The organism is Arthrobacter sp. Y3224055 (genome assembly GCF_059090825.1).
Genome location: NZ_JBNHGB010000006.1, coordinates 78887 through 102800, shown reverse-complemented (window position 1 = coordinate 102800; position 23914 = coordinate 78887). Strand labels below are relative to the sequence as shown.

Annotated in this window: 21 protein-coding genes; 8 read left to right on the top strand and 13 right to left on the bottom strand. The window is 69.2% G+C overall.

Annotated elements, in window-relative coordinates; all coding sequences use genetic code 11:
• Nucleotides 1-2: 2 nt before the first annotated feature.
• From AC5RTY_RS14585 to AC5RTY_RS14550, 8 genes are all read right to left on the bottom strand, one after another.
• On the bottom strand, nucleotides 3-938 hold the full coding sequence (locus AC5RTY_RS14585; protein ID WP_494139769.1) for a type II secretion system F family protein: 936 nt from the start codon (nucleotides 936-938) through the stop codon (nucleotides 3-5).
• Nucleotides 935-2503, bottom strand: a complete 1569-nt coding sequence (locus tag AC5RTY_RS14580; RefSeq protein WP_494139768.1) for a TadA family conjugal transfer-associated ATPase — start codon at nucleotides 2501-2503, stop codon at nucleotides 935-937. The genes AC5RTY_RS14585 and AC5RTY_RS14580 overlap by 4 nt, the downstream gene beginning before the upstream one ends.
• A gap of 2 nt (nucleotides 2504-2505) precedes the next feature.
• Entirely contained in the window at nucleotides 2506-3699 is a 1194-nt protein-coding gene (locus AC5RTY_RS14575) for a CpaE/TadZ family protein (RefSeq protein ID WP_494139767.1), read from the bottom strand.
• Nucleotides 3696-4415, bottom strand: coding sequence for a Flp pilus assembly protein CpaB (cpaB, locus tag AC5RTY_RS14570; RefSeq protein ID WP_494139766.1), 720 nt, complete (start codon nucleotides 4413-4415; stop codon nucleotides 3696-3698). The genes AC5RTY_RS14575 and cpaB overlap by 4 nt, the downstream gene beginning before the upstream one ends.
• Before the next feature lie 11 nt (nucleotides 4416-4426).
• On the bottom strand, nucleotides 4427-5455 hold the full coding sequence (locus AC5RTY_RS14565) for a pilus assembly protein TadG-related protein (RefSeq protein WP_494139765.1): 1029 nt from the start codon (nucleotides 5453-5455) through the stop codon (nucleotides 4427-4429).
• Entirely contained in the window at nucleotides 5443-5847 is a 405-nt protein-coding gene (locus AC5RTY_RS14560; protein ID WP_494109863.1) for a TadE/TadG family type IV pilus assembly protein, read from the bottom strand. The genes AC5RTY_RS14565 and AC5RTY_RS14560 overlap by 13 nt, the downstream gene beginning before the upstream one ends.
• Before the next feature lie 110 nt (nucleotides 5848-5957).
• Nucleotides 5958-6188, bottom strand: coding sequence for a Flp family type IVb pilin (locus tag AC5RTY_RS14555; protein ID WP_494139764.1), 231 nt, complete (start codon nucleotides 6186-6188; stop codon nucleotides 5958-5960).
• Between the two features lie 439 nt (nucleotides 6189-6627).
• Nucleotides 6628-7326, bottom strand: a complete 699-nt coding sequence (locus AC5RTY_RS14550) for a TetR/AcrR family transcriptional regulator C-terminal domain-containing protein (RefSeq protein ID WP_494139763.1) — start codon at nucleotides 7324-7326, stop codon at nucleotides 6628-6630.
• A 212-nt stretch (nucleotides 7327-7538) separates the two neighbouring features.
• Here AC5RTY_RS14550 and AC5RTY_RS14545 point away from each other — a divergent pair, with 212 nt between their 5' ends.
• The 4 genes from AC5RTY_RS14545 (at nucleotide 7539) to AC5RTY_RS14530 (ending at nucleotide 12510) form a co-directional block, all read left to right on the top strand.
• The gene (locus tag AC5RTY_RS14545) at nucleotides 7539-8936 is read left to right on the top strand and encodes a flavin monoamine oxidase family protein (protein WP_494139762.1); all 1398 of its coding nucleotides are present in this window, start codon (nucleotides 7539-7541) and stop codon (nucleotides 8934-8936) included.
• Nucleotides 8937-8938: 2 nt separating this feature from the next.
• The gene (locus AC5RTY_RS14540; protein ID WP_494139761.1) at nucleotides 8939-9862 is read left to right on the top strand and encodes a universal stress protein; all 924 of its coding nucleotides are present in this window, start codon (nucleotides 8939-8941) and stop codon (nucleotides 9860-9862) included.
• 2 nt (nucleotides 9863-9864) lie between these two features.
• The gene (locus tag AC5RTY_RS14535; protein WP_494001875.1) at nucleotides 9865-11406 is read left to right on the top strand and encodes an APC family permease; all 1542 of its coding nucleotides are present in this window, start codon (nucleotides 9865-9867) and stop codon (nucleotides 11404-11406) included.
• A 198-nt stretch (nucleotides 11407-11604) separates the two neighbouring features.
• Nucleotides 11605-12510, top strand: coding sequence for a macrolide 2'-phosphotransferase (locus tag AC5RTY_RS14530; protein ID WP_494139760.1), 906 nt, complete (start codon nucleotides 11605-11607; stop codon nucleotides 12508-12510).
• A 98-nt stretch (nucleotides 12511-12608) separates the two neighbouring features.
• On the opposite strand, the gene AC5RTY_RS14525 is transcribed toward AC5RTY_RS14530, so the two are convergent.
• The 3 genes from AC5RTY_RS14525 to AC5RTY_RS14515 form a co-directional block, all read right to left on the bottom strand.
• Nucleotides 12609-13250: a hypothetical protein gene (locus tag AC5RTY_RS14525; protein WP_494139759.1), complete on the bottom strand. Its 642-nt coding sequence runs from the start codon at nucleotides 13248-13250 to the stop codon at nucleotides 12609-12611.
• A 40-nt stretch (nucleotides 13251-13290) separates the two neighbouring features.
• Complete coding sequence (locus AC5RTY_RS14520) at nucleotides 13291-13812, bottom strand: MarR family winged helix-turn-helix transcriptional regulator (RefSeq protein ID WP_494001551.1); 522 nt, start codon at nucleotides 13810-13812, stop codon at nucleotides 13291-13293.
• Nucleotides 13813-13949: 137 nt separating this feature from the next.
• Entirely contained in the window at nucleotides 13950-14711 is a 762-nt protein-coding gene (locus tag AC5RTY_RS14515) for a DUF1353 domain-containing protein (protein WP_494139758.1), read from the bottom strand.
• A 136-nt stretch (nucleotides 14712-14847) separates the two neighbouring features.
• Here AC5RTY_RS14515 and AC5RTY_RS14510 point away from each other — a divergent pair, with 136 nt between their 5' ends.
• Nucleotides 14848-16149, top strand: a complete 1302-nt coding sequence (locus AC5RTY_RS14510; protein WP_494139757.1) for a hypothetical protein — start codon at nucleotides 14848-14850, stop codon at nucleotides 16147-16149.
• Nucleotides 16150-16242: 93 nt separating this feature from the next.
• Here AC5RTY_RS14510 and AC5RTY_RS14505 read toward each other — a convergent pair whose 3' ends face one another.
• On the bottom strand, nucleotides 16243-16800 hold the full coding sequence (locus tag AC5RTY_RS14505; RefSeq protein ID WP_494139756.1) for a histidine phosphatase family protein: 558 nt from the start codon (nucleotides 16798-16800) through the stop codon (nucleotides 16243-16245).
• A 267-nt stretch (nucleotides 16801-17067) separates the two neighbouring features.
• Between AC5RTY_RS14505 and AC5RTY_RS14500 the strand changes: the two genes are divergently transcribed.
• From AC5RTY_RS14500 to AC5RTY_RS14490, 3 genes are all read left to right on the top strand, one after another.
• Nucleotides 17068-18264, top strand: a complete 1197-nt coding sequence (locus tag AC5RTY_RS14500; RefSeq protein ID WP_494139755.1) for a P-loop NTPase family protein — start codon at nucleotides 17068-17070, stop codon at nucleotides 18262-18264.
• A gap of 2 nt (nucleotides 18265-18266) precedes the next feature.
• On the top strand, nucleotides 18267-20051 hold the full coding sequence (locus AC5RTY_RS14495) for an ABC transporter transmembrane domain-containing protein (protein ID WP_494139754.1): 1785 nt from the start codon (nucleotides 18267-18269) through the stop codon (nucleotides 20049-20051).
• Nucleotides 20052-20237: 186 nt separating this feature from the next.
• Complete coding sequence (locus tag AC5RTY_RS14490; RefSeq protein ID WP_494001544.1) at nucleotides 20238-20378, top strand: hypothetical protein; 141 nt, start codon at nucleotides 20238-20240, stop codon at nucleotides 20376-20378.
• A 51-nt stretch (nucleotides 20379-20429) separates the two neighbouring features.
• Here the strand turns inward: AC5RTY_RS14490 and AC5RTY_RS14485 are convergent, their stop codons facing one another.
• A complete protein-coding gene (locus AC5RTY_RS14485; protein ID WP_494139753.1) occupies nucleotides 20430-23891 on the bottom strand; it encodes a DEAD/DEAH box helicase in 3462 nt (1153 codons plus the stop codon).
• Nucleotides 23892-23914: the final 23 nt, after the last annotated feature.

The window sequence follows — 23914 nt, the reverse complement described above, 5'->3', positions numbered from 1 at the left end:
CTTTAGAACTTGAAGCTGACGACTTTGCGCATCCACAGCCCGCCCGCGACGAGCAGGGCTCCGGCCACGAACAGCAGGGAGAAACCGAGCGGGCTCTGGGTGAAACTGTCCAGATAGCCGGGGCTGGACACGAACAGGAACGCGCTGAGTCCAAAGGGCAGGACCATCAGGACCAAGGCGGAGATCCGTCCTTCGGCGCTGAGCGCCTTGACCTGGCCCCGGATCTGGGAGCGTTCCCTGATCGTCTGGCCCACCTGGTCCAGGACTTCGGCCAGGTTGCCACCTACCTCTCGGTGGATGTCGATGGCCTGGGCGACCCAGTGAAAGTCTTCGCTGCCCATCCTGTCGGCGGTATCGTGCAGCGATTCGCCGAGGTCTCGGCCCAGCCGCGTTTCGTTGACCACCCGCCGCAGCTCTTCGGACGTCGGTGCCGCCGATTCGGCGGAGACCGCGTCCACGGCGCGCAGCAGGCTGTGGCCGGCACGCAGTCCGCTGGCCAGCAGCTGGAGCGTGTCGTCGAGCTGGTCGGCGAAGGCCGTCCGGCGCCGGCCGGCGCGGAAGACCAGGACCGCCTTGGCGACGGCCGGGGCCGCAACGGCCAGGAGCAGGCCGGCGGCGGGTCCCGCGAGCATAATTCCGAGGGCCGCGCCGACCGCGGCGCCGGACAAAACCAGGACCACCAGTTCGGCGGGGGTGAGCCTCAGCCCGGCGGCTTCGAGGGCGCCGGCCATCGCCGGGGCTTCCCGGCGGCGGGCCAGGAGCCGTTCGATGGCAGCGGTGGAGCGGGCGGCCACGTCACTGAGCCGGGAGCCCTGTTCGGGTGCGCCACGGCGGGACGGCGAAAGCCGCAGGGACCGCGTGCCGACGGCGGCCGACACCAGCAGGGCCAGCGAGCCGTAGCAAAACAGGATTCCTATAACCAGGACCGCCGGGGTCATCGCGTCGCCGCCTGGGGGCGCAACGGGCCGGCGGCCGGCTCGAAGATGTCGGCCGGCAGGTCGATGCCCAGTTCCCGGAACCGGTCGGTGAACCGGGGGCGAACCCCGGTTGGAACGGGTTTGCCCAGGAACCTGCCGCTGGCATCCACACCGGCGCTGTAGTCGAAGACGAAGGCGTCCTGCAGCGTCACGATGTCGCCTTCCATGCCCTGTACCTCGGTCACATGCGTGACCCGGCGGGTACCGTCGCGCAGGCGGGTCAACTGAACGATGACGTCCACCGCGGAGGCGATCTGTTCCCGGATCGCGCGCAGGGGCAGGTCCATCCCGGCCATCAGCACCAGGGTCTCCAGGCGCGCGATGGCGTCCCGGGGGGAGTTCGAATGCACCGTGGACAGCGATCCGTCGTGCCCGGTGTTCATGGCCTGGAGCATGTCCAGTGTTTCTCCGCCGCGGACCTCGCCCACCACGATCCGGTCCGGGCGCATGCGCAGCGAGTTGCGGACGAGGTCGCGGATGGTGATCGCGCCCTTGCCCTCGATGTTGCTCGGGCGGCTTTCCAGCCGGACCACGTGGTCCTGCTGCAGCTGCAGTTCCACGGCGTCTTCGATGGTGACGATGCGTTCGCCGGCCGGAATGAAGGAGGAGAGCACGTTGAGCAGCGTGGTCTTTCCGGTGCCGGTGCCGCCGGAGACGATGATGTTCAGCCGTGACCGGACGCAGGCGTCCAACAACGCGGCCATCTCCGGGGAGAGCGTGCCGAAACCAATAAGGTCCTGGACCTGGAAAGGGTCGGCGGCGAACTTCCGGATGGTCAGGGAAGACCCGTCGACCGCCAGCGGCGGGATGACCGCATTCACACGCGAGCCGTCGGCCAAACGTGCGTCAACGAGCGGCGACGATTCGTCGATCCGGCGGCCGACCCTGGACACGATGCGTTCAATGACCCGGCGCAGCTGGTCCTCGGACAGGAAGCGGGCCGAACTGCGCGAGAGCTTGCCCTTGTGCTCCACGTAGATCATGTCGGGTCCGTTCACCATGATTTCGGAGACGTCCGGATCCTCCAGCAGCGGCTGCAGCGGACCGTAGCCGAGCACGTCGTCGCTGACCTCACGGATCAGGCGCTGGCGCTCCAGGTGGCTGAGCGAATTCTCTTCTTCCTCCACCACCTTGGCAAGCTCCTGCTGCACCACGAGATGCAGCTTGTCCTCGTCCAGGGAAGCATCCAGCAGGCGTGATCCCATGCGTTCGAAGAGGACCGCGCTCGCACGTTCCTTCATCTTGAACAGGGCATCCTGCGCCGGGGGAGGGGCGGCGGGGGGAGCCGTGCGGCCGGCAGCGGCAGGCTGCGCCGCGGCCACGGTGGACGAGGCAGTCACCGGCGTCGCCGCAGTCGCAGTCGCAGTCGCAGTCGCCGTCGTCGTCGTCGCCGGAGCAGCGGATGCGGAAGCAGCCGGTGCCGGCGCGGTGGTGGCGGTTGCAGCAGGCGCGGCGGCATGGCCACGGGCGGGGGGAGCTGTCGGGGCGGTGCCGTGCACTGCCTGAAGCCGTTGGGCAAGGTTCATGGCTATCCTCTTCGGTGACGACCGCGGCGCTTGAGCAGGCCGGCCGGGGCGGGGGCAAAGCGGTCCACCACCTTGTGCAAGGCGCGGGCCGCAGGATCGCGCGGGGCGCTTTCGAGCACCGGCACGCCTTGGTTGGTGGAAATCCGGACCGCGCGGGTGTCCGGGATGACGTCGTCGACTTTGCACCCGAGGGTGGTCTCCGCGTCGCGGCGGGTGAGACCGTCGCGCGGATCCGCCCCGTTCAACACGATGTGGCGGGTGAGCGGTTCCATGCCCAGCTCGCGCAGGATTTCTAGCTCCTTTCGGAGTCCGCGGATGCTGGGAACGTCCATGCCGCCCACGAAGATATAGTCCGTGGCGCGATCCAGTGCGGCCAGCGTGTGCTCCGACAGCCCCGGGGACGTATCGATGATGACGTGCGCGTACTGCGCGGCCAACTGGTCCAGCAGCAGCGATACCTGCTCGCCGGTGACCTGGTCGGCATCGGCCGGCGACGGCGGCGCGCACAACGCATACAGCCCGCTGGGGTGCCGGGCCAGGAAAGACTTGAGCACAATGCTGTCCTTCTGTGCGTGCGGCTGCACGGCGTCGACCAGGGAATGTTCCGGCTCCAGGCAGAGCGCGCTGGCCACGTCGCCGAACTGCAGGTCCAGGTCGACGATGACGGTCTGCTGCTCCGGGGCGGCAGCCAGCCCGACGGCGAGGTTGGTCGCCACCGTGGTCTTCCCGGCGCCGCCCTTGGGGGAGACGACGGCGACGACGCGGCCGTGGGCGGACTGGCCATCGGACGAGGGAACGCTGTGCCGCCGGTGGCTGGCGCTGCGTACCGCGCGGTGCAGCAGTGCGGCCATATCGCGGACATCGGCGCCGGGAGCCACGACGTCGCGGATGCCGGCGCGCATGGCGGCCAGCACGACGTCGGGGCTCGGCGCCGCGACCAGCAGCACCGAAATCTCGGGCCGTTGCGATTCGAACTCCGCCGCCAGGTCCAACGCCTGCCCGGGGGCCAGCCCGGGGCCGAGCACCACGGCGTCAACGAGTTGCGGGTTGGACAGCACGGCGAAGACATCGTTGGGTTCGCTGGGAAGTCCAGTCCCGTTCCACAGCTGGGTATGGCCGGCCAGGGAACCTACCGCGGCGGCGGCGAAGCGTTGTTCGAAGTCGGCGTTGGTGCCCACCAGTACGTAGCGGCTCATTTGTAGACCTCGTCCTTGTCCACCAGGCGCGTTCCCTTGTCGCTGGCGTCGGCCGGTTCCTTGGAGAGCCAGGTGCGGGCGAACTCCTGCGCGTACACGATCTTTTCGGCGTCCGGTGCCACCACGGCTAGGGTGACCAGGACGTTGTTGGCGGGGACGGTGGCATCGCCGGAATCGGCGGCGACCGCCACGCCCTGCACCCGGGTGACCAGGACCTTATGCAGGGTTAGGTGCGTGACGGCCTTAGTGTCGCCGGGGCCGGCTTCCATCGAGACGAAGACGCCCACGGTGTCTCCGGCCTTTAACTGCCCGCCAACCACGCGAGCCGGATCCAGGGAGATGGAGAGTTCTTGCATGCCTTTCGGGACGGCGACGGTTCCCGCTTCCTGCAGGTCCGAGGGCGGGGCAAAGCGGGCGGCCAGCAACTGTTCGCCGGCGAGCAGGTCGACGGTGGCGACCTGTCCGGTGAGCTTCTGCACGTCCGTTACCGCCCCGGCCGCCGCGGCCTTGGCCGGAACGAGCTCAGCCGCAACATACGCGCCGAGCTCTTCGCCGGGCGTGCCAGCCGGCACATTCTCGGCGACCACCAGGACCTCCATCGTTTCGGTGCCTGCCAAGGCACGCTGGTCGGCGCTGCCGATGTAGGCGAGGACCATCATGGTTCCGACGACGGCCATCAGCAGGGCCGCTATGGCCCCGACAATTCTCTTTTTCACCGACGGTGCTCCTAATGGACAAGCGTGACGAGGGAGGCGCCGAAGGTGTTGTTGGCGCCGCCGAAGATGAAGTCTTGTTCGCCGGCGTCGAGCGTCACGAACGTTTCGAACTCGCCGATCAGTGCCCGGCAGCTGCCGGTGCACTGCACCGAGGCCGGGCTGAGGTTGTTATGGGACGTGCTGCTGAAATTCCAGCCGACGACCTTGAAGGCCGCGAACCCGATGATGTGGTACCAGCCACTCGTCCCCTGGCCGCCGACCTTGTCATACAACGGCAACAGGACGGTGGTGCCGGCAATCTGCTGCAGCATGTTGGTCTGCTTGCAGGAGGACGGCACGTCGTTACCCGTATCGCTGGCCACTTCAGGATCGACGGGGAAGCCCGGAAGGCCGGTCGCGCCGAGGTTGATCTTGGCCTGGCACGGGCGGGCCGGATCCTGCTTCAGCCAGCCGAAGCCGCCCGGGATCGTATAGGCCGCGCCGGTGCTGCCCGGCACCGTTGAGCTGGAACATCCAGCCGTGTTGTTCAGCCCGTTCGGGTTGAATTCCACCCGCTGCAGGCCGCCGTCGAGCATGCCCAGGAACTGGCAGTAGGAAATGGCGATGGGGAGGACGGATGTTCCGGCGACGGGGGCTCCCCAGCGGGCCCGGGATTCGGTGGTGATGGAGGCGGAGTCGCCCAGGCCGAGGATGGGCGCGAAGTGTTGGGCCAGGAAGTGGCCGTCGGAAGACCGCGTGGTGGTGGTGACCGTGGCGGTGGCGGCGGCGGGGTCTAGTTGGACGCTGGCGTTGGCCAGGCCGTCGTTCGCGTTCTGGCTGGCGAGCGATGTGGCGAGGGCCGTGAAGTCCGCGTCGCAGTGGCCTGCCGCGCAGTTCTGGGCGACGGCCAGCGCGCCGGCGTCGGCGCCGTTCTTCAACTGGGCGCGCTCGAAGTACAGGGCCCCGATGTCCACGACGACGGCGGCCATGCCGAGCAGGACCACCATGAAAAGGGCGGTGGTGACGGCCGTGGCGCCGCGTTCGTCGCTCAGACGCTGCACTGCATGACTCCTTTGCCGGTCAAGGTGATGCTGGCCCCGAAGAGGCCGGAGAGAAAAGCCATGGGGTAGGCCACGGTCACGGTGGCGACCGATCCCGGAGCACAGACACCGGTGGCGCTGGGGGAAACGGCGACGGTGACCTGCTCCGGTGCAATCCGCGGGTTTAGTGCAGGAGCCGAGGCGATCACTGCCGCCCGCGATTCCGCCGCGCTGGACGCCGTGCTGTTGATGGTCATGACGCGCGCGCCGTCCCGTGCAGCTGCGGTGAGCTGCATCTGGGCGTTGTAGACGCGTCCGAACTCGACGATCCCCAGCAGCAGCAACAACAGAACGGGCAAGACCAGGGCGAACTCGACGGCTGCCGCTCCGCGTTCCGATGTCATGCGCTTCATGTGTTGCTCTTTCACGGTTCGGTGGCTGGGACGGGAGCGAACGGTGCCGCCGTCCCAGCCACCCAGGAGGTGGATTTGTCCAATCCGGGATGAACTAGGAGCCGGATTGGTTAGCCGCCGATGGTGCCGGTCTTGCTGCCGTCGAGGTTGAGCTTGCCGCCCAGCCCGCCGAAGAAGTCACGCAACTGCGGGCCGAAGATAGTCAGGCCGGCGATGAGAACGACGGCGATCAGGCCCACCATGAGGGCGTATTCGACGGCGGTGGCGCCGGTCTCCTCGCGCTGGAGGCGGTTCTTCACGGTGAAACCGAGGGTCTGGAGGGTGGCGATGATGGAAAGCATGAGAACTCCTGTGCGATTGAATCGCTGGCATTCTGGCCAGCGGCCGGCTGGCACCTCGCCAGCTCTTCAAGAAAATTAGCAAGCCGAAAGCCCCCAAACGGCCGGCTTTTGCCTATCCTGCGACACCTGCCGGGGAATGCTTCCCTGCATGGGTAAACGGTGCACTTTCGCTGCGTTTTAATGGTTTTTCCTGCGGAAAAGGCGGGAACATAAGACCCCCTTCCACCCGCTCGGAAGACCCGCTTCCGCTCGTCGAAAGGACCACCCAGCCGCCGCCGTCCCCCTGCCGGCTCCCGCAGGCCAAATCTCCCCACACATCATCGACTATTCGGACGACGCCCTTTTCGGGCCTGAAAGGGGCGTTATCTGACTTCTCGATCGTGGGGCGGGGTAGGGGGTGGGGCGAGATGGGGCAGGGGCTGCAGCGGGCGTGCCGGGGTCAGGCGGAGCGGGCGGCCTCGAGCTGCATCTCCAGGCCGGCGATCAGCGCCTCGAGGCCCAGCCGGAAGGCCGCGTCCGCAGCCGAACCAGTGGGTCCCGCATCCTGCGAGCGCACGGCGGAGGTGAAGGCCGGGTTGGCCGCGGCGAGCTCGCCCGATTCGAAGATGTCCGCCGGCGCGGTCACGTCGAAGGCCGACCCGAAAATGAAGGACTCCAAAGCCACGATCGCCGGCACGACCTGCGGCTCCGGCCAGCCGGCCTTCAAGAAGCCGGCGGTGACGGCCTCGTACATGGCCAGGGTGTGCGGTGCGCCGGTGACGGGCAGCACCGCGATCACGGGAATCAGCGGGGCGTGGTGGGTGAAGGCGTCGCGGTAGGACCACGCCCAGCGGCGCACCGCGTCCGCCCACTCCAGGTCGGAAAACACGCTCACGTCCACGCCGGCCATCACGTGGTCCTGAAGAAGCAGCAGCACGTCGTGCTTCGACGCCACGTGGTTGTAGAGCGCGGAGGGTGCCACCCCGAGGGTGCGCGCCAGGGCCGACATGGTGAGCCCCTCGTAGCCGCGCGATTCGATCAGGCCGAGCGCCGCCGTCGTCATCAGTTCCTTGGACAGCAGTTTCTGCACGGGGCGTCCGGCGGGGCGGTTCCCGTTCCGGACGGAGGCGTCCTCGCCGGCTGGGCGTGCTGTTACCACGGGCTCCCTCTTCCCTCGGCCGTGCGGGCCGCGGCGGTGCGGCCTGTAGGGCCATCCTACGCAACGCTTTCCGAACGTCCGTGGAGGCACCGGTTTTCAAAACGCTGTGGCACGGGTTACAGTGTTGACGCTAAATGAATGTCGTTCATTTAGCGGGCGGGGCCAGGCACCAAGCGGCCGGACCGCCACGGCACGAATGGGAGTTGAACACAGTGAGCAAGTTGAAGCGGGACGTAGTAGTCATCGGCGCCGGGCCCTCCGGGCTGACCGCGGCCCGGGACCTGAAACGGGCGGGCATGTCCGTGGCCGTGTTGGAGGCGCGTGACCGCGTGGGCGGCCGCACCTGGACCGACGTGGTGGACGGAGCCATGCTCGAAATCGGCGGACAGTGGGTCTCACCGGACCAGACGGCCCTGCTGGAGCTGCTCGACGAGCTGGGGCTCGAGACTTACAGCCGCTACCGCGACGGCGAGAGCATCTACCTGGACCCCACGGGCGAAGCCAAGCGCTACACCGGCGCCATGTTCCCGGTCAGCGCCTCCACGGAGTCCGAGATGAACCGGCTGATCGGGCTGCTGGACGCCCTGGCCGGCGAGGTCGGCGCCGACGAACCGTGGGCCCACCCCAAGGCCCGCGAGTTGGACACCATCTCCTTCGACCAGTGGCTGCGCCAGCAGTCCGCGGACGAGGAAGCCTGCAACAACATCGGCCTGTTCGTGGCCGGCGGCATGCTGACCAAGCCGGCGCACTCGTTCTCGGTGCTGCAGGCGGTGCTGATGGCCGCGTCCGCCGGCTCGTTCAGCAACCTGGTCGACGACGAATTCATCCTGGACAAGCGCGTGGTGGGCGGCATGCAGGAGGTCTCCGTGCGCCTGGCCGCCGAACTGGGCGACGACGTCGTGCTCAACGCACCCGTGCGCGCGCTGCGCTGGAACGACGACGGCGTGACCGCCACCGCGGACGGTGTCACCGTGGAGGCCCGCTACGCCGTGATGGCCGTGCCGCCGAACCTGTATTCGCGTGTCTCCTACGACCCGCCACTGCCGCGCCGGCAGCACCAGATGCACCAGCACCAGTCCCTGGGCCTGGTGATCAAGGTCCACGCCGTCTACGAAACGCCGTTCTGGCGGGCCGACGGCCTCTCGGGAACGTGCTTCGGCGCCAACTCGGTGGTCCAGGAGGTGTACGACAACACCAACCACGGCGACTCGCGCGGCACCCTGGTCGGCTTCGTGAGCGATGAGAAGGCAGACGCGATGTTCGAACTCAGCGCGGGGGAGCGCAAGGCCGCGATCCTCTCCGCAATCGCCGACTACCTGGGCCCGGCCGCGCTGGCCCCGGTGGTGTACTACGAGTCGGACTGGGGATCCGAAGAATGGACCCGCGGCGCCTACGCCTCCAGTTACGATCTGGGCGGCCTGTCCCGCTACGGCAAGGACCAGTCGACCCCCGTCGGACCGATCTATTGGTCCTGTTCCGATCTGGCCGGCGCCGGCTACCAGCACGTGGACGGCGCAGTGCGGATGGGCCGCGCGACCGCCGCCCGCATCCTCGCGGCACACACGGCCGACGCCGGTGAGCTCGTCCCTGCTGCCGGCCGGGAGGGCTAGGCATGCGGCGTTATGTTGTTGCCTACACCGCCACGGACAGCGGACGCGAGGCGGTCAACCTCGCGACGGCGCTGGCCCGCCGGCAGGGCGGCAGCCTCGACCTGGTCATGGTGCTGCCCGAATCCTCGCCCTACTCGGGCGCCTATCCGCGGCCCGAATCGGGCTTCGGCGGGATCCTCTCCGACCAGATCCGGAAGTGGCTGGCCGAGGGACTGGACCTGGTGCCCGACGACGTTCCGGCCCGCGCCCATGTTCGCCCGGCCGACTCCAACGCCGAGGGCCTGATTGCCGCCGCCGAGGAATTCGGCGCGGCGCTGATCGTGATCGGTGCCGGGCGCAACAGTGTTTTCCGCCGCTTCAGCGTCGGCACCGTCGCCAGCGGACTGCTCCACGCGTCCACGGTCCCAGTGGCATTGGCGCCGCGCGGCTACCGGCGCACCGACTCCGTCTCGCGGATCACGGTGGGCATCGGCAACCGGGCCGGGGCGGACGAGGTCATGCAGGTCGCCTTGAACGCCGGCCACCAGCGGGGCCTGGACCTGCGACTGCTCTCGCTGGTGCCGCTGGATTCCTCCGACGCGGACGCGGTATCCCGCGCCGAGACCCACGTGAAGGAACGGCTGGCAGAGGCAGAAGTGGTGCTGCCCGGCCGGGTGACCGCCGGCGTCGCCGAGGGCCGCTCGATCGAAGACGCCATCGACGCGCTGGAGTGGGACGACGGCGAAGTGATGTTGATCGGCTCCAGCCGGCTGGCGCCGCACAACCGCATGTTCCTCGGGGCGACGGCCAGCAAGGTGCTGCGCGCGCTGCCGGTGCCCATGGTGGTTGTCCCGCGCGGCTACCTGGGCGCCCCACAACTTACCGAAGATCCCGGCGAGCCCACGGGGCCTGAAGATTCCGACGGCGCCGGCCGCAAGGAGGCATAACCATGACCACTACCATCACCAAGCCCGGGCGTACCGCGGGCGGACTGAGCCGGAAGGGCCTGAAATCCGGTTCGGTCGGCCTGCTCGGCGCCGTCGTCATCGGCGTCTCCTGCATTGCCCCGGCGTACACGCTGACCGGGGCGCTCGGCCCCACCATCGCCGAGGTCGGCGTGCACCTGCCGGCGATTTTCCTGGTGGGCTTCATCCCGATGCTGCTGGTGGCCCTCGGCTACCGGGAACTGAACAACGCCATGCCGGATTCCGGCACGTCCTTCACCTGGGCCACCCGTGCCTTCGGTCCCTGGGTGGGCTGGATGGGCGGCTGGGGCTTGATCGCCGCAACGGTGATCGTGCTCTCCAACCTGGCAGCGGTGGCGGTCGACTTCTTCTACCTGATGCTCGCCCAGCTCACCGGCAACGCAGCGCTCGCCGACCTGACCAACAACCTGCCGCTGAACATCGCCACCACCTGGATCTTCATCGGTCTGGCCTGCTGGATCTCGTACCGGGGCATGGAAACCACCAAGACCTTCCAGTACGTGCTGGTGGCGTTCCAGGTGGTGGTGCTCGTGTGGTTCGCCGTGGCCGCCTTCGGCCACGTGGCGGGAGGGACGGCGTTCGACGCGCTGGAGATCTCGGCCGACTGGTTCAACCCGTTCGGCGTCGAATCCTTCTCGGCCTTCGCCGCCGGCATCTCGCTGTCCATCTTCATCTTCTGGGGCTGGGACGTCACGCTCACCATGAACGAGGAGACGAAGGACCCGGAGAAGACGCCAGGCCGTGCCGCCGCGGCAACCATTATGGTCATCGTCGTGATCTACATGACCGTGGCACTGGCCGTGCTGGCCTACGCCGGCGTGGGCACCGAGGGCCTGGGCGCCGGCAACCCGGAGAACCAGGAGAGCATCTTCGCCACGCTCGCCGGTCCGGTGATGGGACCGTTCGCCATCCTGATGTCCCTGGCCGTGCTGAGCAGTTCGGCCGCGTCGCTGCAGTCCACCTTCGTCTCGCCCGCCCGGACCATGCTCGCCATGGGCCACTACCGGGCGCTGCCGGCCGGTTACGCCACGATCAGCCCGAGGTTCAAGTCGCCCAGCTACGCCACCGTCGCGGCCGCGGTGGCGGCCGGCGGCTTTTACACCGTCACCCGGATCATGTCCGAGAACGCGCTGTGGGACACCATCACCGCGCTGGGCATGATGATCTGCTTCTACTACGGCGTCACCGCCCTGGCGTGCGTCTGGTACTTCCGAGCCGATGCCTTCGCCTCGCTACGCGGCTTCGGGCTCAAGTTCCTGGCGCCGCTGCTGGGAGGGGTCATCCTGCTGGTGATGTTCGTGCAGACGGCCGTGGACTCGATGGATCCTGCCTACGGTTCCGGTTCTTCGATCGGCGGCCTGGGCCTGGTATTTGTGCTCGGCTGCGGCGTGATCCTGCTCGGGGCGGTGCTGATGGTGCTCATGTACCGGCGCAACCCGGAGTTCTTCCGCGGCGCCACCCTGCGCCAGGGAGTGGCAGCCGACGACGTGGCGGACCGCGGCTGACCGAAGAGGACGGCCGTCCTCCGGGAACCGTCGACGGCGGTGCCTCCCCACGCGGGGCGGGGCACCGCCGTCGTGCTTGCCGCAGTGATGGCGGCGGTACGGCGGGGGCGTTAAGGGCCGGGCAGGCGCCGTGGCGGGCAGGCATGGCCTCCGCGCGGGCTTGTGGCTACAGTGGCACACAGCCGACCGGAGGTACCCATGAGCGCAGCGCACGACTACACGCCGGACTCCGTCGCCGACCTCGCCGCACAAAACGGGCTGGCCATCGATCCACGCTCCATCCGGTTCAACGAAGCAGGGCTGGACTACCTGGTGGCCTATGCCACCGCCCATGACGGCAAGAGGTGGGTGCTCAGGATCCCGCGGCGGCCTGACGTCGCATCGAAGATGTCCGACGAGGCCAGTATCCTGAACCTGGTCAAGAACAGGATTTCCGCCGCGGTGCCGGACTGGCGCATCCGGAACCGTGGCCTGGTCGCCTACCCCGAACTGCCGGGCGAGCCGGGCCTGACGCTCGAGGACGGGGAGCCCGTCTGGCACTTCGACCGCGAGTCTCCCGCCTACTGCGCGTCGTTGGGACGGCTGATCGCCCAGCTGCAGCGCATCAGCGCGGACGAGGCGCGGCAGGCCGGCATCCCGGCTTTGACGGCTGCCGAGGTCCGTCAAGAGATGCGAACCAACCTGGACAAGGTGAGATCGGAGTTCCGGGTGGCGCCGGACCTGCTGCGACGGTGGGACGCCTGGCTGGGCGACGACAGCTATTGGCCGGACTTCACCGTTTTCAGCCACGGTGAGCTGTACCCGGCCCACCTGCTGCTGGACGAGAACGCCGAGATCCGGTCGGTGCTGGACTGGACGGGCGCCAGGGTGGGGGATCCGGCCCTGGACTTCAGCCTGCACTACATGATGTCCACCCCCGAGGCCTTCGAATTGACCGTGCGGACCTTCCGGGAAGCGGGCGGCCGGGTGCCGCAGCGGCTGGCCGAGCATTGTGCCGAACTGGTTTCGGCCGGTCCGATCAACTACGGCTTGTATGCCATGGCCACCGGCGACCCGGACCTCCAGGCGGCGGCCGCCGCCCAGCTGGATCCGTCCCGGGGCTGACCGGCAACCGCGAAGCTCCGCCCGGGCAGCGGGCGGCGTGTGGCAAGAATAATGGCCGGCGCCCGTTCGCTGACGCCGGCCATTGGATGGTGGGGCCGCTACTTCCGGCGGCCTTTGCCCTTCTTGAGCGGGTTGCCCTTGGCCAGCGGCGGGGCGGTGCAGGCCGATCCCGTCGCTGGGTCTGCCGCCCGGTTTTCGGCGACGGCAGGCTTTTCCCCGCCCGGTGCCGCCGCAGCCGGGGCGCCGGGCATGGCTGCGGCTTGCGCCGTGGGGGCAGCGAGTGCGTAGACCGGCCGCGCATCGGCGTCCGTGCGTGCGGCCTCAAGCTGCAGTCGGGGAGCCGCGGACGGCAGCGCAGCGAAGGCGCTGCCGGCCGCCGGGGACATGGCGCTGCCGGCCGCCGGCCCAGTGGCGCTCCGTGCCAGGCTGCCGGACGCGGCCGGAACCGGCCCGATGTCGTCGGCATGCTCGAACAGAACCTCGGTGAACCTGTCGGCGTAGCCCAACCGCTTGACGATCAGCCAGACGGAGGCGCCGACGATGACCATCGTGGCGATCACGGCGATCCCGGTGCCGTAGATCCGCAGCAACGCGTTGACGGGGGAGAGGGCGTGGACGGGGGCGGTGTCCAGCAGCCAGACGATGGACCAGAACACGGCCGTACCGGCCAGGGTCAGCAGCGGGAACAGCAAACCGGCGGTACGTACTTTCTGGGTCAGCAGCTGCCGGGTTGCGGTCAACCGTGTAGAAAGCGTATGCAGATCGTGTTTGCCACCTTGCTCAAGAGCCTTCGATGACATCGCCGGTCGTGTTCCTTTCTGAGTCGCTTCGGGTGGACGCTTCACCGCGCAGCAGTTGCTCGGCGAAGCGGGTAAAGAATTGGGCAAAAGCTTCGCGGTCTTCGTCGGACCAATCCGCCAGGATTTCATCGACGACGGCCGCGCCGGCCTTGCCGATGTTCCGGTGCATCCGCCGTCCGGCCGTGGACGCCGTCACCAGGGTGGCCCGGCCGTCGTCCGGATCGGACTGTTTGTCCACCAGCCCTTTGTCCTCCAGGCGGCGGACTTGCGGGGTCATGGTGGATTTGTCCACGCCCTGCTGCGAGGCCAGTTCCGAGACCCGGACGGGGCCGTTGTCGTCGATGTACTCGAGCAAGGCCACGTCGGTGGGCGTCAGGCCAACCTCGCGCGGGTCGAACAACTGTTTTCGCGTCTCCGCATGGGATGCCCAGCGCACCACTTGAGCCACGGCGTCACGGATCATGACGCCCGGATCGGGCTGTTTGCGGGAGCTGGCGGGCATGCCTCAAGTTTAGCCCTTTCCGTTTGGTTTTGCCAATCAAACCAAACCGGCGCTTTCGGGGGGCTGGCCGGCACCGGTTCCGGGCAGGGAAGCCGGCCCAGGGAGCGCGCCCGGGAGCCCGGAAATACCGCCGGGGCTTACGGTTGAGTTGTCCGGGCCAAGGGTCCGACGACGGGTGGCGGATCGGGGCGCTTTGCGAAGGGTTTGCCCGCTGCCCACCACGCCGTTTCGCAGACCCAGAGCAGCAGGGCCCCGGCGGCAGCTGCGGCCAGCACGGGCGAGAACAACGCGAACGCCGGAGCCAGGACGGCGACCACCGCCCAGTCGCGGCTCCAAGCCAAACAGAGGGCGCCGGTCAGGAGGACAGCCGCGGCCAGGGGCACCAGACCGGCGCCGGTTGCCGCGAGCACGGCGCCGGCCAGCAGCCCGACGGCACCTGCCCCGACGGACGCCCCCAGCAGCCGGCCGCGGGCACCGGCATACTGAAGGTAAGCTTGGACCGTCACGACCGCCCACATCAGCCGGGCACGCAAGGCCGCCACCCCGGTGTCCAGCAGTGCGCGGCGGAATTCCTCGTCGTAGATGCGGCGCAGTTGCAGCCCCTGCTCGCCCGGCATGCTGGAACACATCGTCGTGCGCTGGTCGTGCAACAGGGCCGGAGCGGTCTGCCGTCCGTAGCTGGCGATGAGTCCCCACATCCAGGTGGGCACCGACGCCAGGTCGGTGGAATTGTGCTCGAGCCCGGCGGAGAGATCGTGCGCCTCGATCCGGACCACGGGGGAGGTTGTTTCCGCCCGGTAGAAAATCGGCGCCGCGAGCTGGAAGCATCTCTTGGTGCGCTGGACCAGGGGAATGGCCGTCAGCGGTTCGGTGGCGGAGGGGTCCTGGTAAAACGGCATGCGGCCAGTCTTACATCCGGGGCGGACGTTCCGCACGGGTCCTCTGCGGAATGCGCGGCCTGTGAGTCGATACGCGCCGCGGCCGCGGGCCCGCCCGGTGGTACCTTCGCGGCGGCGGTCATGGCACACTCGTGCCATGAGCCCTGTGAGCCGCAAGCGCAAGCCGAAAAAGCTGAAGAACAGCCGGTTCGGTGGCCGGCAGGGCGGGCCGGCCGGCGACCCACTGCTGGAGCTCTACCGCGAGTTGGAACGGCCGTTCGCCGACACACTGGACTCGCCCAGCCCCATCGACGCCCATTCCCTGGCCGGTTACCTGCTGGACCTGTGGGACACGGCCGACGCATCCGGCCAGCAGCGCCGTCATGAGTTGTTTTACGGCTGGCTGGATTTGGCCGAGGACCGAACCGGCCCCGGGACCGTGCCGATGCTGCGCGCGCTGGCCTTCCTGATCGATCGTCCGGACATGCGCCGTGACGCCGAAACCCTGGCCGACCGGCTGGTGGCCGACGGGTTCACCGAGCCGGAATGGGCCAAGCATCCGGTGGCCGTGACGGCCCTGCACCGTTATGCGGACGTCTTCGGCGACGAAGCCAACATGCTCTTCGAATTCACCACCGGCACCGAGAAGGTGGGGCTGCTGGCACTGCTGGACGGCAACATCTTCGGCGGCACGGTGATGGAAACCGGGCTCGTGGACGATCCGGCCGCCGCGCTCAAAGAGCTGAACGCGGACGCCCAGGAAGCCGGGCTGGTGCTCGACGCGGACGCAGACCTGACCGGCGCCGCGCTGGACGCCTGGGAAGGACTGGATGCCTCGACGGACCTGCCGGAGCACATGGTGGACGAGGACTTCGGTGCGCGCCGCTGGGTGGCCCAGGCGTGGCTGCGGACGATCATCGAGCTCGCGGACGACACCGAGGACGAGAGCGAAGACTGGCTCTCCGACGAGGACTATGCCGAGCTCGACGACGCCGAGGCGGGGGCAGGGGCAGTGGCGGGGACAACTGTGGCGGGCACCGGGGCCGAGGCCGCCGACGCGCCCGCCGCCGACGCGCCCGCCGCCGGCGCGCTGCCGTCCGGCGGCGGTGAACCAGGGCCTGTCCGGGAAGAAGAACTCGAGGCGCTCCGCCAGGAGGAAATCGAGGAGACGGCCGCCCGCTATGTGCGGGAGACCGGGCGCGATTCGCCCGCCGAACGCGCCATGCTGAACCTGGTTCTCGGCTACGGCTGGGACTACGACGGCGGACGCCTCACCCGGGTGAGCCCGGTCAAGCTGGATCTGATCAGCGAAACCGTGCTGGCCGAAGGGGGACTGGAGCCGGTTGACCCGGGCGAGGTGACCGCCTTCCTGCACCGCTGGGTGGACTGGTGCGCACCGCGGGAGGAACTGTCCGCGCATGCGGCGGCCGTCCTGCACCGGCACCTGGACGGGAGCTAGGAACCTGGCCGCTCCACGGCAGCTGGTGGCCCGCCCCCATCACCCGTTCGGCCCCGTCACCGTTTGGCGGCCGGAACCCGAGCATCGGTCCGGTCAGGAGCGCGCGGCGGCCAGTTGGTCCGGGTCCGCCCGGTAGCCGAGCACCAGGTCGGGATCCAATCGCACGGTCTCACCGTTGGCGATGTAGCCCCGCGGCGTGCCGTGGAGGAGATTCAGTGTGAGCCGCAGGATCGTTCCGTGGGCCACCACGATGATGTTGCGGCCCGCGTAGGAGCGGAGCACTTCCTGCAGGCCGGCGACGCCCCGCGCGGCCACCTCGCGTTCGGGCTCGGCCTGCCGCATGAGCGCGTCGATCTCCGGCCGTTCCAGGCCGCGCAGCACGGTGCCTTCGATTCCGCGGTAGTCGCGCTCCGAGAGGTCCGGCACGGTTTCCGCCAACTCCAGCCCCACCCGGCTGCCGATAAGGCGGGCGGTCTCCATCGCGCGGCCCAGCGGCGAGGACACGAGGACGTTCCAATCGCTCTCGGCGAGCCAACTGCCGGCGTCCAGCGCCTGCCGTCTGCCCACGCTGTTGAGCGGCACATCCGTATGCCCCTGCAGCCGGCCCTCAGCGTTCCAGTCGGTTTGCCCATGACGTACGAGTGCCAGCACTTTTCCCCTTTTACCCGGGTGGACGGGACGGTTTCCACACGGTGACATGTCCCCTCATCAACCATAGCCCGACGGCGGTGCGCGCCGGCCGGATACGGCTCCCGGAGGGCGGGGGACCTTCCTTGCGCGGTGGACTGAACAGCGCAGGGAGCACGGGCAACTACAGGGTAAACGGTTCATGAGAAAGCCCTCATGCGGCTGTCATGTTCGTTTCATCGCGGATGTGTTGACTCATTCCTGACGCACCCAACAACCAAGGAGCAGGCCATGACCATCACAGATTTCCCCGCAGGCACCGCTGCAGGACTCGAAGCACTCGGCACCCCTGCAGCACCGGCGGCCGGCGCGGCGGCGGAGGTTTTCTCCCTGGCCGCATCGACCGTCGGTGCGGCCAGGGAGCTTTTCGGCCCGGCGTCCGCTCCGGCAGACCCGCAGCGGCTGCACCGGGCCAAGAAGGCGTACACCACCCGGTTCCTGGCCGAGCGCCTCTGCCTCGACGCCACCGGCTACCAATTGCTCCAGGCCGCCCCGGCCGCCGGCGACGTGGTGCTGGCCCGGGTGGTCGAGATCGGCAAGCACACCCGCTTGGAGAGCCCGGCCTCACGGCGGCAGGCAATGTTCGTCGGCGACGAGATCCTGGTGGCCTACGGCAACCGGTACGCGCCGGACCAGTTCCTGGCGGTGGTACCCGCCGACCTGTCCGAATGCTCGCTGGTGGCCGGCGGCGGACTGGCGGCGCGGGTGCTGGAACAGCACGCCGGCATCGACAGGGCCACCCGCATCCAGCCCATCGGCCTGCTGGCGCGGGACGGGCGCGCGGTCAACCTGGCCGACCTGGCGCCGCACTCGATCGGCGCCGGCACCGCACTGCCGGGACGGCCGCCGGTCATTGCGGTGCTCGGCACGTCCATGAACTCCGGCAAGTCCACCACGCTTGGCTGCCTGGTCAAGGGCCTGACCGCGGCCGGCCTGCACGTGTCCGCGGGAAAGGCCACCGGCACCGGCGCCGGCAACGACCCGCTGCTGTTCGCCGATGCCGGAGCCGCGAAAGTGCTCGACTTCACCGACTTCGGCTTCCCGACCACCTACTTGCTGGACTACGAGCGCGTGCGCGGCCTGCTCACCAGCCTGATCGACGCGCTGACCACTTCCGAGACCGACGTGGTGGTGGTGGAAATTGCCGACGGCGTCTATCAGGGCGAAACGGCCCGGCTGCTGGCCGACCCGGTTTTCCATGCCGCCGTGGACCACGTGGTGTTTTCCGCGGCCGACGCCCTGGGCGCCACCGCCGGCGTGGCCGTCCTGCGCGACGCCGGCGTCAGCGTGCCCGCCGTCTCCGGCCTGCTGACCGCCTCGCCGCTGGCCGCCCGGGAAGCAGCCGGCGTCATTGATGCCCCGGTGATCAACACCTACGACCTGTGCGACCCGGCGACGGCCCTGCAGCTGCTGCCGGAGCGGAGGTAACAGTGACGGCCCGGGTGGCCAAGGCCGCGCCGGCCGCACGGAATCGCGCGGACTCACCGCGGGAAAATCCCCCGCCTGCCGACGGGCGGCTGCCTCAGCTGCTGCGCGGCCGGCGCCGCTGGCTGATGGCGGCCCTGCTGGCGACCGGCCTGCTGATGGCCGCGGCCGCCGGGGTGAGCGCGCTGCTGATGACCCGGCTGCTGGGCGGCACCGCGCCGGATGCGGCCGGCATCCTGCCGCCCGCCGTCGGCCTGGCTGCAGCTGCGCTGGGGCTGGGCGGCCTGCGGGCCCTCGAGCGCGTCCTGGCCGAAAAGCTCGGGCAGGACTACATCCACGAGATCCGCAAGGGACTGGTGGCCTCTGCCCTGGCCACCGACCGCGGACCGTCGCCGGGGGTGACCATCGCGCGCAGTACCAACGACCTCTCCAGCGTCCGGAACTGGATCGCGCTGGGCATCGCGCCGCTGGCGGTCGGCATCCCGCTGATCGCGGGAACCACGGTGGCGCTGTGGTTCCTGTCCCCGGTGCTGGCGTTCGCCGTCGTCGTTCCCCTGGTGCTGCTGGCCGCCGGGCTGGCGTTGCTGTCCCGGCCGGCGTTCCAGCGCGCCGGCGCCTTGCGCCGACACCGGGGGCGGCTGGCCGCCCGGCTCGCCGACACGGTGATTGCCGCCGGCACCATCCGTGCCGCCGGCGGCGAGGACCGGGAGGTCAGGCAGATCGACAAGGCCGGGCGGAGGGTGGTGGACGCGGCCGTGCACCGCGCCGCCGCCGCCGGTTACATCCGCGGGGCGGCGGCCGCAGCCGCCTCGCTCGCCGGCGCCGCCGTGGCCGCGGTCGGAACCTGGCAGGCGGTGCCCACGGCCAGCATCGCCGCCGGGCTGACCATCGTGGGGATGATCTCCGCGCCCGTCACGGACCTGGGTCGGGTGGTGGAATACCGGCAGAACTTCCGGGCCGCGCGGCGCATTCTCGGTCCGGCCCTCGCGGTGGCCGCCGCGGCGCGGGATGCCCGACGACGGCGCCCGGCAGCCCGGTCCGGAACCAGTGAGGGGGCCGCGGCCGGGACGGCAGCGTCCGCCGCAGCGGCGGAGGCAACCGTCCCGGCGGGTTCCCGCGCCGGCGGGGGAGTGCTGGTGGACGGCCTGGCCGCCTGCCGGAACTGCCCGGTGCCGCCCTTGTCCGCCGGCCCTGGCGCGCGGATCCGCATCCGCACCGCCGATCCGGCGGCCGGGACCAGGGCCCTGGAGACACTGGTCGGGATCCGCAGCGACCCGAATGCGGTGGCCATGGTGGGCGGCCGGGACCTGCTGGAAAGCGGCAGCCGCACCCGCCGAAAACTGGTGGGCTACGCCGCCGCGGGCATGTACGTGGAGCGCGGCTCGATCGCCCGCAGCGTGCGGTACCGCCGGCCCGACCTCCCGCCGGACGACGGGTCGGCGGCCCTGGAACGCGTCGGCCTCGCCGGCCGCATCAGGCAATTGGAGCGGGGCGAGGAGACCCAGCTCAAGCGCGGCGGCGAACCGTTGACCACCTCCGAGCTGGCCCGGCTGATGCTGGCGAGGGCCTCGCTGGGCGATCCGCCGCTGCTGGTCCTGAACCGGCTCGACGCCGATCTGGACCGGCAGGGAATTGACATGCTGGCGGAGTTCATCCGGGACTACCCGGGGGTGGTGGTGTTCGCCTCCGACCATCCGGACGCGCTCGGCGTGGGGTACACGGACTGGAACATAGACTGCGCCCACGCGGGCCTGGACCTGGTCTGGCGCCGGCATGCCGGAGGCAGGTGACTGCCCGGGGAGGAAACGCCTGGCGGGAGCGAAGCCTCCGGCGGCCCCGCCGTCCATGGGGAGGGCCGGGCCGGCGTGAGCCGGCGGCGCGTACCCGGCCGGGCGCGGCACCTCGGCCGGCGGGCGTGAGCGGAAGCACCAAGCCGCATCCCGCGGTGCCCGGGCGGGCGAGGATATCTTTAGTCCGTGGTCAAAGTTGTGGGAATCATTCAGCCGGTGGAAACCAAGGAGTTGTCGGCCGAGGGTGACACGTATGCCGAAGCCAAGGCCGCGATCGAAGCGCAGGTGCCCGAAGGCTGGCGGCTGCTGCAAATCAAGACGCAGTAGGCGCTGAGGCACTCAAAACGCAGTAGGCACTGAGGTGCTGCCGGGTGCCGGCTACTCGCCGAACAGCCCGCGGATGTCGGTGGCAGTGAGTTTGGAGGAGAACATCGCATCATCTTCGAGCACCGAGGCGATCAGTTTGGCCTTGCGTTCCTTCAGGGCCATGACCTTCTCTTCGATCGTCCCGCGGGCCACCATCCGGTAGACCATGACGTTCTTGGTCTGGCCGATCCGGTGCGTGCGGTCCACGGCCTGGGCCTCGGTGGCCGGGTTCCACCAGGGGTCCAGCAGGAAACAGTAGTCGGCCTCGGTGAGGTTCAGGCCGAAGCCGCCTGCCTTGAGGCTGATCAGGAACACCGGCGCGTTGCCGTTCTTGAACGTGTCGATGACGTCGGCGCGGCGGCGGGTGGAGCCGTCCAGATAGCAGTACTCGATGCCGGCCGCGTCCAACTGCTGGGCGGTCTTCTTGAGGTAGCTGGTGAACTGGCTGAAGATCAGCGCCCGATGCCCCTCGCCGAGGACGTCTTCGAGTTGCTCGAACAGGACGCCCAGCTTGCTGGAGGGGACCGACGAGTATTTCGGATCCACCAGTGAGGGATCCAGGCTCAGGAGCCGCAACAGGGTCAGCGACTGGAAGATCGTGAACCGGTTCTTGTCCATGTCCTCGACCAGCCGCAGCACCTTCTGCCGTTCGCGCTGCAGGTGCGTGTCGTAGATCCGCCGGTGCTTGGGCGTCAGCTCCACCTCGAGGATCTGTTCCTGCTTCTCGGGCAGGTCCTCGGCCACGGCCTCCTTGCTGCGGCGCATCATCAGCGGTTTGATCCGGTGGCGCAGTTTCTGCAGCAGCTCCTTGTCCTGGCTGCGTTCGATCGGCCGCTGGTACTGGTCCACAAACCGGACCGCGGACGGGAAGAGGCCGGGCGCGACGATGGAGAAGATGGACCAGAGCTCCATGAGGTTGTTCTCCATGGGCGTGCCGGTGATCGCCATCTTGAAGGGCGCGTGCAGATCGCGGGCGCACTGATGGACCTTGGTGGCGCGGTTCTTGACGAACTGGGCTTCATCCAGGATCAGCCCGGCCCAGTCCATCTCCTTGTAGGTGTCGAAATCCAGCCGGAACAGCGTGTAGGACGTGACGATGACGTCGGTGTCCGCCGCGATCTCGGACAGCGGCCGGCCGCGGCCCTGGGTGTCGGTGATGCTCTCGACCCGGAGGTCGGGGGCGAAGCGCCGGCTCTCGTTGACCCAGTTGGACACCACCGAGGTGGGTGCCACGACCAGGAACGGCCGGGCAGTGGCCGGGTCGCCCTGCTGTTTGGCATGCAGCAGCAGGGCCAGGGTCTGCAGCGTCTTGCCCAGTCCCATGTCGTCCGCCAGCACGCCGCCCAACCGGTGCCGCCAGAGGAAGGCGAGCCAGTTGAAGCCTTCGGCCTGGTAGGGGCGGAGGTCGGCGTGCAGGCCGGCCGGCAGCGGGGTCTGCTCGACTGTTTCCAGTTCCAGCAGCCCCTGCACCGATTCGCGCCAGGTACGCGCCTGCACCGTTTCGGTGGCCACTTCCTCCAGGTCCTCCCAGAGGGACGCCTGGTAGCGGCTGATCTGCAGCTGTTCGCCCGATTCCCGGTCCTGCATATGGCGGGCTTCGTCCACGAGCTGGCGGAGACGGTCGAAGACCGGCTGCTCCAGCGACAAGTAGGACTTGTCCACCAGCAACAGCCGCGTCTGGCCGCGGGCCAGGGCCTTGAAGATGTTCCCGAACGGGACGGTGCGGCCGGCCACGCGGACCATGACGCCCAGGTCGAACCAGTCGCTCTCGTCGGTCTCCACCGTGCTGATGGTCAGCTCGGGTGCCTCGGTGAGTTCCTGGTAGTCGGGCTTGTCGCCGACAATATCCACGCGCACGCCGTCGAGCTGTTCGAGCGCCGGCAGCGCGTAGCGGGTGAAATCCACGGTGGCCATGTCCCGGAGGGTGCGCGCCGCCGTCGTGCCCACGCCCGGCACCGCCTCGGCCGCCTCCAGCAGGTCCTGCTCGGCCGACAGATCGCGGTAGTGGCTGCCGTCGGGCTGCTCGTCGACCGGCAGGCGCAGCGGCTTGTCCCCGTGGCGGTACTCGAGGTGCCAGCCGAGCTGCAGCACGTTGCCTTTTCGGTAGGAGGCGGTCAGCACGAGCTCCGGGGGGACGATCTCCGGGAAGCTCACCGAACCGTCGCTGCTGACGACGGCGATGCGCTGGCTGAGCACGGGGTAGTAGCGCTCCATGAACTGCTCGACGTCGGCGGCTGGCACCTTCAGCGGGGTGCCGGAGAGCAGCAGGTTCGCTTCCTGGTCGGTCACCGGATGCCCGGTCGGGGCCAGCGTGATGACGGTCTGTCCGTCGACGGCGTAGTGGTAGACGCCGTGCGTGCCGACGATGCCCGCCGTCCCGGTGGGCAGTTCCCGCCCGTCGATCCGCAGCGACGACGTGAGGACCAGGTCGCCGGTCGCGGGGCCGGTCTCCCCGCCGGTCTCCGGGGTGGGGGCTTCCGCCGCGGCTTCGGCCGCGGGGGCTTCCGCGGCGGCTTCCGGAGTGGCGGCGTCAGCGTAAGCGTCGGCCGGGCCGTCGCGGTGGGCGTCCAGACCGATCACGGCCTGTTCCCGGACCTCGACGACGGTGTCGGCCTTGGCGCCGATCAGGGCGATGCCCAGCCGCTTGGCCTCGGCGAAGAGTTCCCACAAGAGCGGGCTGCTGAATTCGTCGAGGAAGAGCCAGTCGTTGTCTTCGCCGAAGTAGGTGAGGCCGGTGGCCCGGTGCAGCGGTGCAAACTGGCTGAACCAGCGGTGCTGTTCGGGGTCCAGCGGCAGGCCGTAGGTCTTGTAGCTGATGGTGTTCCAGCGCAGCTTGCTGCGGATCCATCGCCCGGTCTCGTTCTGCAGCACGGGACGGACCCCGACGCGCAGCCGGTTCCCGGCCTTGCGCGTCCAGTTTGGGCCCGGCGCGGAGGCCTGCGGCAGGGAGAGGCCCGAGGGCCGGTACTGGCGGTCCTGCCGCCGTCCGGGTTCCAGGAGGTCGAACTGCAGTCCGAGCGGAGACGTACTTTTCGCCTTGGCCTTTGACGGCTTGCCGGTATCCTGCCGGGCGGGGTCCGGCGTGCCGCCGATCAGCCCCTCCAACGAGTCCTGCCATCCGGCCGATTCCGGTTCCGGCTCGCGCGCGAAGGCCTGGCTGGAGATGACGTGCCGGCTGTTGCTGGCCAAGAGCACGGCTGCCACGTGTTTGCAGTCGTCGCCCACCGGGCAACTGCAGGAGGACGATGCCGGGCGCCACTGCCCGCTCTTGCCGGTTTCCAAGTAGATCCGGCAGCGGTACGGCAGAGCGGCGGTGCCAATGACCTTGGCGGTCAGCAGCCGGACGGAGGGGTCCCAGACGGGTTCTGCAACGGAGCCGTCGGAGGCGTAGATCTTGCCGCGCGCAAAGGCGGCGCCGCCCACCAACCGGATGATTTCGCTGACGTCAACCAGCGGAAAAGTGAGAGCGGCCATGGCTTCCATCATCTCACGCTGGA